Source organism: Cryomorphaceae bacterium (assembly GCA_007695365.1).
Lineage (GTDB): Bacteria > Bacteroidota > Bacteroidia > Flavobacteriales_D > SKUL01 > SKUL01.
The window spans coordinates 33,580-45,218 of record REDV01000083.1 but is presented as its reverse complement, the minus strand read 5'-3'; the positions used below and the strand labels follow the sequence as shown (position 1 = coordinate 45,218).

At 48.3% G+C, this 11,639-nt stretch carries 11 protein-coding genes; 7 read left to right on the top strand and 4 right to left on the bottom strand.

Going from position 1 to position 11,639, the window contains the following annotated elements:
• Window positions 1-16: 16 nt before the first annotated feature.
• The 3 genes from EA392_07355 to EA392_07345 all read left to right on the top strand — a co-directional run bounded on the left by EA392_07355 (window position 17) and on the right by EA392_07345 (window position 4,330).
• Entirely contained in the window at window positions 17-850 is an 834-nt protein-coding gene (locus tag EA392_07355) for a polysaccharide deacetylase family protein (GenBank protein ID TVR39150.1), read from the top strand.
• A gap of 104 nt (window positions 851-954) precedes the next feature.
• Window positions 955-1,704 carry a hypothetical protein gene (locus tag EA392_07350; protein ID TVR39149.1) on the top strand — a complete coding sequence of 250 codons (750 nt, stop codon included), beginning with the start codon at window positions 955-957 and terminating at the stop codon, window positions 1,702-1,704.
• Window positions 1,705-1,774: 70 nt separating this feature from the next.
• The gene (locus EA392_07345) at window positions 1,775-4,330 is read left to right on the top strand and encodes a T9SS C-terminal target domain-containing protein (GenBank protein ID TVR39148.1); all 2,556 of its coding nucleotides are present in this window, start codon (window positions 1,775-1,777) and stop codon (window positions 4,328-4,330) included.
• 164 nt (window positions 4,331-4,494) lie between these two features.
• Here the strand turns inward: EA392_07345 and EA392_07340 are convergent, their stop codons facing one another.
• Both EA392_07340 and EA392_07335 read right to left on the bottom strand, forming a co-directional pair.
• Window positions 4,495-6,789, bottom strand: a complete 2,295-nt coding sequence (locus EA392_07340) for a hypothetical protein (GenBank protein ID TVR39147.1) — start codon at window positions 6,787-6,789, stop codon at window positions 4,495-4,497.
• Between the two features lie 194 nt (window positions 6,790-6,983).
• Window positions 6,984-7,163 (bottom strand): hypothetical protein, encoded by a 180-nt coding sequence (locus tag EA392_07335; protein ID TVR39146.1) that lies wholly within the window; start codon window positions 7,161-7,163, stop codon window positions 6,984-6,986.
• Between EA392_07335 and EA392_07330 the strand changes: the two genes are divergently transcribed.
• The gene (locus tag EA392_07330; protein TVR39145.1) at window positions 7,162-7,923 is read left to right on the top strand and encodes a TlpA family protein disulfide reductase; all 762 of its coding nucleotides are present in this window, start codon (window positions 7,162-7,164) and stop codon (window positions 7,921-7,923) included. The two genes, EA392_07335 and EA392_07330, sit on opposite strands and share 2 nt — an antisense overlap.
• Before the next feature lie 209 nt (window positions 7,924-8,132).
• Entirely contained in the window at window positions 8,133-9,176 is a 1,044-nt protein-coding gene (locus EA392_07325; protein TVR39144.1) for a hypothetical protein, read from the top strand.
• 68 nt (window positions 9,177-9,244) lie between these two features.
• Here EA392_07325 and EA392_07320 read toward each other — a convergent pair whose 3' ends face one another.
• Window positions 9,245-10,231, bottom strand: a complete 987-nt coding sequence (locus EA392_07320; GenBank protein ID TVR39143.1) for a putative sulfate exporter family transporter — start codon at window positions 10,229-10,231, stop codon at window positions 9,245-9,247.
• 167 nt (window positions 10,232-10,398) lie between these two features.
• On the opposite strand from EA392_07320, the gene EA392_07315 reads away from it, so the two are divergent.
• Entirely contained in the window at window positions 10,399-10,590 is a 192-nt protein-coding gene (locus EA392_07315) for a PspC domain-containing protein (GenBank protein TVR39142.1), read from the top strand.
• 2 nt (window positions 10,591-10,592) lie between these two features.
• Here EA392_07315 and EA392_07310 read toward each other — a convergent pair whose 3' ends face one another.
• Window positions 10,593-11,054, bottom strand: a complete 462-nt coding sequence (locus EA392_07310) for a DUF2452 domain-containing protein (GenBank protein TVR39141.1) — start codon at window positions 11,052-11,054, stop codon at window positions 10,593-10,595.
• Here EA392_07310 and EA392_07305 point away from each other — a divergent pair.
• Window positions 10,995-11,621, top strand: coding sequence for an HAD family hydrolase (locus EA392_07305; GenBank protein TVR39198.1), 627 nt, complete (start codon window positions 10,995-10,997; stop codon window positions 11,619-11,621). The genes EA392_07310 and EA392_07305 overlap by 60 nt on opposite strands.
• The last annotated feature ends 18 nt before the right edge of the window (window positions 11,622-11,639 follow it).

Below are 11,639 nucleotides of genomic sequence, written 5' to 3'. Positions count from 1 at the left end.
TAGATGTACACGTGCTATGCAGGAAATAAGGAGTTATCGCCAGTTTGTGCAACATGATGGACTTGCCTCTAAGGCTCGTGGGCTGGTGCGTGCGCTTGTGATTGCTGCTCAATCAAGCACCAGAAGCATTGAAAGATCCTCCGATTGGATACGCTTTCCCTATTACCACCATGTATTTGGGGATGAGAAAAAGGATTTTGAGCGACAGTTGCGTTACCTGAAGAACTTTGGTGATTTTATCTCGATGGATACCGCGCACGATATGCTTACCGGCAGTGAGAAGCTTTCCGGCAGGTATTTCTGCGTAACCTTTGATGACGGCTTTTATTCTTGTTTGGAGCACATGATGGATGTTACAGGTTTGCTTAATGTTCCAGTGCTGATTTATCTTCCTACAGACTATATCGGTCTGGACAAGAATCAGCCGGAGGAAGCCCAAAGAATTGCGCACTTTTATCCCGACAGTCCAATGCTGGTTCCGTTTCTGGATTGGGATGATTGTCGTAAAATGTTGAATCACAATATTCAGTTCGGATCGCACACTTGCAGCCATGCACATTTGATAAAGCTCAGTGAAGAAAAGGTTGAACGCGAATTAAGAGTTTCGAAACAGAAAATTGAGGAAGAGCTTGGCGTTCCCTGTATGCATTTTGCCAGTCCGTGGGGGAGAAGCGGGGTTGATTTTAATCCCGAAGTTCTGGAACGCACAGCCCGAAAACTCGGCTTTAAGACGGCTGTTACTACCAACAGGGGTAAAGAGGAGCAAGGAGCAAACCCCTATCATATTCATCGTGACCACATCCTTGCGAAATGGGGAAATTATCAACTTAGGTATTTTTTTGGTGATTAAGGCCTCTTTTTAAGGGTGTTTCGGATTAAGCAACCTCTCGGGGTTTCAAGTCCAAAATGAGGGGTGCGGTTTCTTGTTTTTCAGGCATTTTATATCTTTCCCGCATGTCAGATCGAAAAAGACCCCTCAGGCAACGCACGCGCAACCAGTGGTGGCGCATTTCCGGTGCCAGGCTGATTATCTACATGGCATTGCTGCTTGGTATTGTGGTGGCCCTTTTGATTGAGCCCTATCACGACGAGCTTTCGTTGAATCTGGTGTCGGAAATTCTGGGCGGTGCCTTCCTCATTTTTGTCATTGACGTGTTGCTCGTCCGCTCCAAAACCAAGCAGTGGGGGGTGGTGCAGGAGCAATGCGACTACCTCATTGCGCGCAATGTGAGCAGAATTCGCGAGGGACTGGTATACCGCGCTTTCGGATTCCGGCCTCACATCAAAACCGGGCTTGAGGGGGCCGAACTTACCGAAGATGTGAGAAAGCAACGCGATGAGCTGCTCGACACTTTACAAAAGCTTCCTGCTGAAGAACTGGCAAAGCGTATTGTGCCATCACTGTTTACTGAATTAAACTTCAACTATTTTGAGGAAAAGGCCAACGAAACCTGGAACCTCCTCAACATGAAACATGCAGAATACCTGGCGCCCGAACTGGTGGCCATGCTGATGGATTTGAATACCTCCTTGAAAGACCTTGGGGCGCACATCAGAATGTACGGACGATCGGAGCAGTTTCAGGAGGAGCGTATGTACTACCAGCGCACCGGAACTGAGGGTGCTGCGCATACACTTTGCGATCTGATTGAAGTACTTGTTGATTTGAAAGAAGAAGGCTACTCTGAACCCGCACGCACTTAAAACTGCATTTTGAATCGCTGTGCAACTTGTGCCGCCAAAATCAGTCATACACTTAACCAACCCAACAACAATGACAAGAATTACACTACTGCTAAGTACCGTTTTGATTTTTTCTGCCAACATTGGCTCGTCTCAAAACTATGTAACCATCCCCGACGCCAATTTTGTAAATTGGCTGAATACTGTGCATCCGGCATGCATGAACGGCAATCAGATGGATATTGATTGCCCTGGCATTCAAACGGCCACCATGGTAAACGTAGCGGGTTACAGCATTTCCAATCTGAGCGGTATAGAGCATTTTACATCACTTGTAGTGCTGAACTGTTCCATGAACCAGCTTACATTTTTGCCTTCTTTACCCGAAAGTTTAACCAACCTCAATTGTGCATCGAACCAGCTAACATCACTGCCTGATTTACCTGAAGGACTGTTGGTTTTGAATTGTTTCGGGAACCAAAGCGTTACTACACTACCGAACATACCTCCGGGTTTACAAAGCCTTACAACCAGCGGCACCTCCATCAATCTTAACAACTACGTGCCTTTGCCTGAGAGCCTCACCACCCTCAAAATCACGCACGGTAACTACAGCGTGTTACCTGCATTACCACCCAATCTTGAGGCATTGGAGTGCAGCTACAACCCCATTGGTGAACTACCAGAGCTTCCATCCACCATTACCAGTTTGATCTGCATCGGCAACCAGCTTACTTCATTGCCGGATCCACTGCCCCCTGCGCTTGAGTTTCTGAACTGCTTGGATAATTCAATCACTGCGGTGCCGGAATTACCCGAAACCATGACTCAAATACAGTGTCAGAACAACCAGATTGAATCCTTCGTGAATTTTGCGGATGGCATGGATTATATCATTGCCCACAACAATCAACTTTCCGAATTACCCGATTTGCCGTCTTCATTGACCATACTGGAATGCTACAACAATCAGCTCACCTCCCTGCCGGAGCTGCCATCCTTGCTCAACAACCTGCATTGCCAAAACAACCAACTCACCTCGCTGCCAGTCATTCCGCAATCCATGTTGGTGCTCAATTGCTCAAACAACCAGATCGGCTGTTTTCCGGTATTTCCCTCAACCCTCGCCAGCCCCAACATTCTGGATAATCCCTTTATCTGCCTGCCCAACTACATCCCGTCTATGGGTGTATTTGGCCTTTTGGAGTACCCCCTTTGTGAGGATAGTGATTTGGTGAATAACCCATTGGGCTGCACGAGTGCTGCAGGGGTGAGTGGTTTTGCTTTTAAGGATAGCAATACCGATTGTGAAATGATCAACGACGAAAGCGGTATGCACAACGTGAGCATCCGACTTCTCGATGCCCAGACAGACTTCATGTCTTCAACCACAACGGGCGGCAACGGAGTGTACTTTCTGAGTGCCGAAGACGGTGCTTTTACGGTTCAGGTTGATACTTTGAACAAGCCCTTTCAGGTATCGTGCGAAGATCCGGGTGCAGAGCACGAGGTGGAGCTTGATTCGTCTAATTCGCTTATTCAAAACCTTGATTTTGGCCTGATTTGCAAGCCCGGTTTCGACGTGGGTGTGCAGGGTATATTGCCTTTGGGATGGGTTTTTCCCGGTCAGGAACACGAGCTCCGGATTCAGGCCGGCGACTTTTCACAATGGTTCGGATTGAATTGCGCCCAGGGAGTGAGTGGAGAAGTTACCGTTTCGGTAAGTGGTCCGGTGAGTTATGCTGGAACTCCGCCCTCTGCCATGACTCCCGAATTGACCGGTGATAATCAGTTTACCTATTTCCTGGCCGATTTTTCAGAGGTGAGCTTCAACCAGTCGTTCAGATTGCTGTTTACCACTGATACCACCGCACAGGCCGATGATTTGATATGCGTTACGGTGAGTGTATTACCTGAAGAGGGAGATTACAATCCGACCAACAATACAATGCAGTTTTGTTATCCCGTTGTCAATTCCTACGACCCCAACATGAAAACGGCCTGGCCCGGGGACGTGGAGCCGGGTTTTGATGGCTACTTCAACTACACCGTGTATTTCCAGAATACCGGAAATGCTCCCGCCTTCAATATCCGCATAGCCGATACCCTCGATAACCAGCTCGACCTCTCTACTTTTGAGGTGATAAATTACAGCCACGATATGCTCACCTATCTGCATGGAAATGTGGCCACTTTCCGCTTCAACAACATCATGTTGCCCGACAGCACAACCGATTTCGAAGGAAGTATCGGCTATGTGCAATACCGCATTAAGCCATTGGCTGATCTGCCCGCAGGAACAGTCATCGAGAATACCGCGCACATCTACTTTGACTTCAACGAGGCGATTATTACCAATACCACAGAGAACGAGTTTGTGGTTCCAACTATGGTATTTGAGCGCGGAAGAGGCCCGGCCATGCAAATTTTTCCGAACCCCGGAACGGGCAACTATACTCTTGAACTGAAAGGTAATAATGAGCTGATGTGGGTAGAGGTATATAATCTCAGCGGTGAGCGATTGTACGCTCAATCAACAGCAGACAATCGTATAGAGCTCAACCTTACAGCTTTTCCGGCGGGAATGTACATTGTACGTGCGCAGAACACTTCCGGTGCCGGGCATCTGAAGGTGGTGAAGCAGTAGGCACTAGCGCATTAAGGCGGGAGTGAAAATGATGCTTGATTATTAGCGCTTTGTCATTTCGACCGCAACAACGACGGTAGGAGTTGCGCCCCGAAATGCTTCAGGGGGAGAAATCTAAATTCGGGAGAAATCTTTTCTAAGGGGAAACCTATCATCTCATTACCTCATATCCCCACCACCACATCCACCTCTACAAACTTGCTGCTTGGTGTGTTGCTTTTATCGGCTTTGCTTTGTAGCGGTACCAGGGCATTGGTTTCGGGGAAGTAAGTGGCAATGCACTTGCGTGGAATGGAATAGGGTAGCACGTGAAATTTTCGGGCGGTTCTTTTCTCGCCCCGGAATACACTGATCAAATCAACCAAATCGCCTTTTTTGAGCTGGAGTGCTGCCATATCGTCTTCGTTCATCAGCACTACGCGGCGCTCGTTTCGAATGCCCCGGTAGCGGTCGTCCAAACCGTAAATGGTGGTGTTGTACTGATCGTGCGTGCGGATGGTCATCATGATGAAGTCGGCTTCCTGCGGATCAACCTGCGGTAGGTTGTTAACGGTAAAACTGGCTTTGCCATCAGGGGTGTTGAACTTGCGTGTGCGACTTCCGTTGGGCAGCGCAAAGCCGTGTGGTTCGCGCACGCGACGGTTGTAGTGCTCAAATCCCGGCACCACCGTTTCAATCCTGTCGCGAATCAAATCGTAGTTGGCGGTGAAATCCTCCCAGGGGGTAGCGTCTTCGGAACCAAATAATTGCCGTGCAAGGCCGCAGACAATGGCTACTTCGCTTTTCAGTTTTGCGGAGGGTGGCTCCATGGTTCCGCGCGAGGTATGAATGATTCCCATGGAGTTTTCTACTGTTTGAAACTGAACGCCATTCTTTTGCTCGTCGCGGTCGGTGCGACCCAAACAGGGCAGAATAATGGCCTCCTGGCCGGTAACAAGATGCGCCCTGTTCAACTTGGTACTGATTTGCACCGTGAGGTCGCAGTTCTGCATGGCCTTACCGGTAAGCTCGCTGTCGGGTGTGGCAGAAATAAAGTTGCCGCCCATGGCCATAAAAAACCGCACTTTGTCGGCGTGCATGGCTTCAATGGCATCTACAACATCGTAGCCGTGTTCGCGGGGTGCGTGAATGCCAAATTCCTTGTCGAGCGCAGCCAAAAAAGGCTCCGCAGGTTTCTCGTAAATGCCCATGGTGCGGTCGCCCTGCACATTGCTGTGCCCGCGAACGGGACAAGTACCCGCGCCGGGTTTCCCGATGGCGCCCTTCATCAGCAGGAGGTTCACAATTTCGCGCACATTGTTTACACCGTTTTTCTGTTGTGTAAGCCCCATGGCCCAGCAGATGATGATCTTACTCTTTGCGGCGAGCAATTGTGTTACCCGCTGAATTTGCTCCGATGAAATGCCGCAATCTCGAAGGGCCTGCTCGCGGTCGGTTTTAAGCAAATCTTCCTTAAATGTTTCATATCCATTGGTGAGCGAGTATATAAACTCCTGGTCGAGGACTGTTCCGGGGTTTTGTTCTTCGGCTTCGAGCAATCCGAGCATGAGCAATTTCAGCAGGGCAATATCGCCGTTGATACGAACCGGCAAAAAGATGTCGGCAATTTTTGATCCGCCTTTTAGAATCTCTATGGGGCTTTGCGGGTCCACAAACTTATGGGTGCCTACTTCGGGCAGAGGATTGATGTGTACAATCTTGCCGCCATTGGATTTGCATTTTTGCAGGGCGCTCAGCATGCGGGGGTGGTTGGTTCCCGGGTTCTGGCCCATCACCAGAATCACGTCCGCTTCGTAGAGGTCTTCGAGGGTCACGGAGCCTTTGCCAATCCCCACGGTTTCGCCCAACCCCACGCCGCTGCTTTCGTGGCACATGTTGCTGCAATCGGGAAGGTTGTTGGTGCCGTATTTCCTCACCATCAGTTGGTAGAGAAAAGCGGTTTCGTTGCCTGTGCGCCCTGAGGTGTAGAAAACGGCTTCATTGGGATGAATGGATTTGAGTTTGGCGGCGATTTTGCCAAAAGCGTCGTCCCACGAGATAGGGCGGTAGTGCGATTCGCCCGCTGCGAGATAAAAAGGTTCGGTAACACGACCGGCTTTTCCGATTTCGTAATCGCTCCATGCGCTGAGTTCTTCTACGCTGTATTGCTCAAAGAAAGCTGCGTTCACTCGCTTTTTGGTGGCTTCCTCGGCCACGGCTTTGGCTCCGTTTTCACAATACTCACCCAAAGCCGACCGGTGTTTGGGGTCGGGCCAGGCGCAACCGGGGCAGTCAATGCCGTCTACCTGGTTGATTTTCGACATCACCTTTAAGCCTGAAATCAAACCGAGTTCCTCACTCAGGTGTTTCATGGCTGTGGTAATACCTTTAAGGCCGGCCGCACTGGTGGGTGGCTCAGTGAATTGCAGTCCGGTAAGTTTTTCGGGAGGAAGAATATGTACCTTGCGTTTGTTCTTCATGGTTGTGATGCAGTATGCGCCCCGAAGTTACAGGTTTTGGGAAATGTGGGGAGGAAGGTGCCTTTGGAAGCCCGTTAAAACGGAACCATCTCAGAATTGACGGCAATTATTTACCTTGAGCCCGAATGACTTTTAAAAGTCTCGTTTGTTTCAATGAAAGAATGAGCAAGACATCCTATATAATGGCATTCCGGTTAACTGCTTTGTTTTACGTGACATGGTTGGTTCTGTCCATCTCGCTGTTCTCTTCCTGCCAGACAGAGAGCCAGAGGGAACCGCATGTGGAATTCGAAAATCTGAGTAAACACGAGCTTCGAATCATGGATTGGACAAAATATCAGGTTTTCGTGAATAGCGAGCGATTGAACCTGCATGATTACAAGATTAGAAACCACCGGTATGGTAAAATACAAGTGTAATGATTCCGTGCTGTTTCTCCTGCCGCACGATACCATTCCGTTTGAGGTGTTGATTACCCCAAAAGCTGAAGGGAGTCCAGGTGTCCGAAGACATTTTCAAGCAGCAATTAACCCACATTTCAAAGATGACTGGAAGGAACTGCCTGCTGGTAGCCTGCCAATGCCTCTCACGGCAAGTCAAGTGATAGCATTGAGTAATTACAGTTATTTCAGGATGCTTAATCAAGCTATTCCCGATTTTGAGCTGGAATATGCCCGTGGAGGATTATGCACGAGAAATGACTTTTTAGGCAAAACAACAGTACTTAATTTTTGGAGCGCTAGCTGTATTCCCTGTGTGGCAGAAATTCCGGCGCTGAACAGCCTGGTGTCTGCTTTTGAAGACGAAGAAAATGTGCAGTTTCTCTCTTTTTTTGCGGACAGCATTGTAGTAAATGCTCAAGATGAATTGATTTACATGCGTCCAAGACAGTTCGGGGCAGCAAACAAAAATCGGGGGACGATGGTGGATTTTCACTTTACGCAAGTCAAAAATGCAGCGAATGTTTTTAAAGATTTTGACGTTCGTGGTATTCCTGTTAACATGGTGGTTGATAAGCACGGGATTATTCGCTGTATTGAAAAGGGTGCGTCGGTTGATGGTAATAACGAAATGCTGATTTCCGAGCTTGAATCCGTAATAAAAGACTTGCTGCAGGTCGATTCGAATATGTAAATGACAGGAATATGATTTATAATAGAGGTTTTCGAAAACGTGGTGAATCTAAATAGTTGCGAATTCAAGTGCAGGTTTATTCGCTTATACTGAGGAAAGGTCTGTTTGCTGTGCTTATTGCATCAAGCCTTGCTTGCAGAATTGAAGAGACTCCTAGAGATACAACAACTGTCATTCAATTGCATTGGACGGATTGTTTTGAGGAGGTAGTGAAACTTCCATTTGATTCTCTCGGTCTGGGTTCGTACACGCCGTCCGGAGTGGTTCTGAAGGGTATTTCAGGGCAGCGAGGCGAGAAGTATGTGCTTTTTGTGCAGATTCTTTCGGAATTTTTGGTTTTCAATGCTGAAAAGGCTGAAATTGAGGAAGTTTTTTCTTTTCCGAATGATGATCATGTAAAACCCCGGCTACTTGAGGTAGTCAGTTTGGATTCAATAATCGTGTTCAAAGAAGAAACCCAAACCCTTCTCGTTGCTAATCGCGAAAGTGTTGTGCACTCAGTTTCGTTGGCTTTGAGCACAGTTCATGACCCTCCTCACTTGATTTTTCTGCCTGTTTGGGCGCGTATGGTTGAACTGGACGGATACCTTGGTTTAAGCACATGGATTCAATATGGTGAAGGTGGGCCTGAAGTGGATTACGATGCCCTGATGGACGAACGAAACATGGCAGCTTTTTTCAAAGTTCAAGGTGATACGGTGCTTCGAAGGGATATTCTAATCAAACCAATCCTGCGCAGAACCACAATACGGGACTCAATGCTCATTGACAAGCCGTTTTTTGAAGTGGATTCAAAACGACGCAAGGTTCTCGTGCATCATGTGAGTTCAGATACGGTAATGACCTTTAACTGGGACGACGAGCAAGTTGAAAAACATGTTGTAACAGGCTCCGACGTAGTTCTCACACCTGCGAAAGTTCCAAAGCGAGAACCAGCACATGTAACTCCTGCCACCTATGAAAGTCAGGAGCGTGGATATCACCGTATTTTCTTCGAAGAGGCATCGGGGTTCTACGTGAGAGAATTGGTGAAGATGTTTCCTGTAAACGCCCTGACAGGATCTCCGGAACGTAGTGATATTCGGAAAGTACAGGTCTTGAACAGTGACTTTGAAGTGGTGGCAGAAATGGATTTACCTGAAGAAATTAAGTTCTCTGGCCGTATTGGAGCATCGGTCTTTCTCCACGAGGCAAATAATGAGCAGCGCGTTTGGACGCTCTACAAGTTTGGATTTAAAAATGTGTTGGAATAGGTACAATTAAAGTGGTTTTGAACCTTGAGGGCATCAAAGCGGAATTGCAATCATTAGACTCCTCCCCATCAAATAAACACCGCAATCAATCCCAGCACTATCAACAGGAAAATGGTAAAGAGGATGGTGCCAAACAACACGGCTTTTCCGCCCGAAGACACAATCTGACGGAAACTAATCTTTATACCAATGGCCACCATGGCCACGGTGAGAAGTATTGCGCTGAGGGATTTGGCATTTCGCAGCACCACGTCGGGCACATTCAATAAACTTACGCCCACCGAAATCAACACAAACAGTACGAGGTAAACGGGCAGTTTTAAGCTGAACTTTACTTTTTCGGTAGATTGACTCACGTTTACAAAATGACTGAAAACCAATAGGGCAGGGGTGAGGAGTGCGATTCGAGCCAGCTTTACCGATATGGCTACGTTGCGCACCTCTTCGTCCATAATAACCGACGCACCGGCCACATGCCCCATAGAGTGCAGTGTTCCACCCATCAGAATTCCACCTTCTGTAGCTCCCATGTTGAGCAAGGCCACCAATCCGGGCAAGGCAAAGATCCCAATCCCTCCAAGGATATTGATGACCGCCAGCGATATACCGATTTGACTTTTGTCTTTGGTAATGAGCGGACCAATGGCCGAAATAGCCGCAGAGCCGCAAATGGCTGTGCCAAATCCTATCAACCACCCGTTTGCACCCGGGCATTGCATGCGCTTACTGAGTTGAATGGTAATAAACAAAATCAATCCTACCGCCAACAGCACAATGGCGATGATGGGCAAACCAACCTTGCTCAACTCCAGAAGATTTACCTCAAATGCCATCAGCACAATGGCGGCTTCCAGCACTTTTCCGGACGAAAATTTAATTCCCGCGTTAAATTTCTCGGGCCATTTCATCACATTGCCCAGCACCACACCCATAATTAGTCCGAGCACGATGGCTCCAACGCCGGGCACCAATGGGTGCAGATAAAAAGCAGCCACCGCTACCAAGGCACTTAACAGCAGTCCGGGTAACAGCGGTTTGATTTTCATGGCAAACATCCTGCATAGATAATCAATCTACAGATACGCTTGTGTGATATTGATTACACAGATGAGTCTTTGGTCCACAAACCCTGTACTCTTTTAGAAGCCATGTCTGTATAAAGTACACCCTGATACATCACCAAGCAGGCTACATTGCACATTCATTTTGCTACCTTTACTCCATGCAACGACAACTACTGCGATATCCGAAAAAAGGCATGTTGGGAGGCGTCTGCTACGGTTTGGCAGAGCATTTCAATACAGACCCCACACTGATCAGAATCATTTTTATCCTGCTCTTTTTATTTGTGGGAGGAGGACTGCTTGCCTACCTGATTCTGTGGATTGTAGTACCCGCCGCCAAGGAGATTTAGCTTTACTCATCTTCGCCTGCGGGGTCATCCAGCACGTCCCAGGTGTGGTCGCCCAGCATTTTTACTGTGCTGATATGCTGCGCATAGGGAAACGCGCCTCCCCATTCGTTGGGGCCAATCATAGACAGTACCTTCTCGCCGTTGTCTTTTTCGTATAGGTGATAGACGTGCCCGATGATGGGCTCAAAACCCATTTTGCAGCGGTATATCTCGTGCGAGATTTCCACGCGCCGCCGGATGCGCTCTGCCTGCTCCGCCAGTTTTTCCATCTGCTCAAATATCTGTCGCATATGTAGATGGGTTTGTTGTTCCATGGCCCCCAGCGCCCTGCTTTTCATTTTGCCCAAATCTTCAGGGCGTACCAGGGCGCTTCCCACGTGGTGTGCAAAAGGAACCAACCCGGGATGCTGCGTAATCTTATCGGGGTCAATGGGGTTCTTTTCCTGCTCTTTCTCTTTGCTCATGGCTGTTGTGTGTATACAAAGGTACGTTGTTCGTTGGGGCTGTTGAAATCGCGTTCCGCCCCACCTGCAATTCACTACCTTCGCAGCATGCAAAAAGTTCTGTTTCTTGATCGCGATGGCGTAATCAACCACGACCCCGGAGACTATACCTGCAACTGGGAGTCGTTTGAGTTTTTACCCGGAGTTTTCGAAACCTTGCGTCAGCTTCGCGACAAAGGGTGGAGGTTTGTCGTGATAACCAATCAAGGAGGCATTGCCCGCGGTCGTTACACGCTGGATGACTTTTTGCGCACGGATAAGTTGATGCACGCGCGTTTTTTGGAGGAAAATATTCCCATGCTGGAGACTTTTTTCTGCCCGCATCACCCTGAGACCGGCTTGTGTCTTTGCCGCAAACCAAATTCCTTACTCGTTGAAAAGGCGCTGCATAAATACAAGCTCCCGGCGGAGCATTGCCGAATGGTGGGCGATAAACACCGCGATATTGAATGTGCCGGAGGTGCAGGAGTGAAGGGGATCCTAATGCCTACTAACGGTGCTCTGGCAGATTACGTTGGGAATTTGTAATTCGGATTTTGACAATAT

Coding starts and splice junctions, on each gene's coding strand:
- EA392_07355 (TVR39150.1), top strand. CDS start 17: ATGCAGGAAATAAGGAGTTATCGCCAGTTTGTGCAACATGATGGACTT.
- EA392_07350 (TVR39149.1), top strand. CDS start 955: ATGTCAGATCGAAAAAGACCCCTCAGGCAACGCACGCGCAACCAGTGG.
- EA392_07345 (TVR39148.1), top strand. CDS start 1,775: ATGACAAGAATTACACTACTGCTAAGTACCGTTTTGATTTTTTCTGCC.
- EA392_07340 (TVR39147.1), bottom strand. CDS start 6,789: ATGAAGAACAAACGCAAGGTACATATTCTTCCTCCCGAAAAACTTACC.
- EA392_07330 (TVR39145.1), top strand. CDS start 7,162: ATGATTACAAGATTAGAAACCACCGGTATGGTAAAATACAAGTGTAAT.
- EA392_07335 (TVR39146.1), bottom strand. CDS start 7,163: ATGCAGGTTCAATCGCTCGCTATTCACGAAAACCTGATATTTTGTCCA.
- EA392_07320 (TVR39143.1), bottom strand. CDS start 10,231: ATGTTTGCCATGAAAATCAAACCGCTGTTACCCGGACTGCTGTTAAGT.
- EA392_07315 (TVR39142.1), top strand. CDS start 10,399: ATGCAACGACAACTACTGCGATATCCGAAAAAAGGCATGTTGGGAGGC.
- EA392_07305 (TVR39198.1), top strand. CDS start 10,995: ATGCTGCGTAATCTTATCGGGGTCAATGGGGTTCTTTTCCTGCTCTTT.
- EA392_07310 (TVR39141.1), bottom strand. CDS start 11,054: ATGAGCAAAGAGAAAGAGCAGGAAAAGAACCCCATTGACCCCGATAAG.